2 tRNA genes are annotated in these 468 nt (G+C 44.2%); both read left to right on the top strand.

From position 1 onward, the window contains the following. Nucleotides 1-7 precede the first annotated feature (7 nt). Nucleotides 8-84: transfer RNA gene (locus CXF88_RS14385), tRNA-Ile, on the top strand. A gap of 145 nt (nucleotides 85-229) precedes the next feature. Beyond that, a tRNA-Ala gene (locus CXF88_RS14390) sits at nucleotides 230-305 on the top strand. Nucleotides 306-468: the final 163 nt, after the last annotated feature.

Here is a 468-nt window from a genome sequence, read left to right on the forward strand (position 1 = left end):
TTACGTTGGGTCTGTAGCTCAGCTGGTTAGAGCGCACCCCTGATAAGGGTGAGGTCGGTGGTTCAAGTCCACTCTGACCCACCAATCTTTCCTACTCTGCGTTGGATGATAACTCGTTTAGTGTACTAAACGTCGCTATCAACCGCTTTGATTAGAAACGATTGGCAAGCCAATTTTTTTGGTAAGACCTTCATTGAAGGTAAACGTAAAATCTCAACTGCATGTAAATGGGGCTATAGCTCAGCTGGGAGAGCGCCTGCCTTGCACGCAGGAGGTCTGCGGTTCGATCCCGCATAGCTCCACCATTTACACTTATCATGACGATAAGCATATGCATAGGTTAGAGATGCCAAAGATAAACGAAATTTTATCTTTGGCTTTTTTAAGCCCGCTCTTTAACAATTTGGAAAGCTGATAGTACTAACTAAAGGCGCATGAATGACGATTCGTTGTTATTGATGTGATGAC

It is taken from the genome of Shewanella sp. ALD9 (assembly GCF_002836315.1).
Classification (GTDB): Bacteria; Pseudomonadota; Gammaproteobacteria; order Enterobacterales; family Shewanellaceae; genus Shewanella.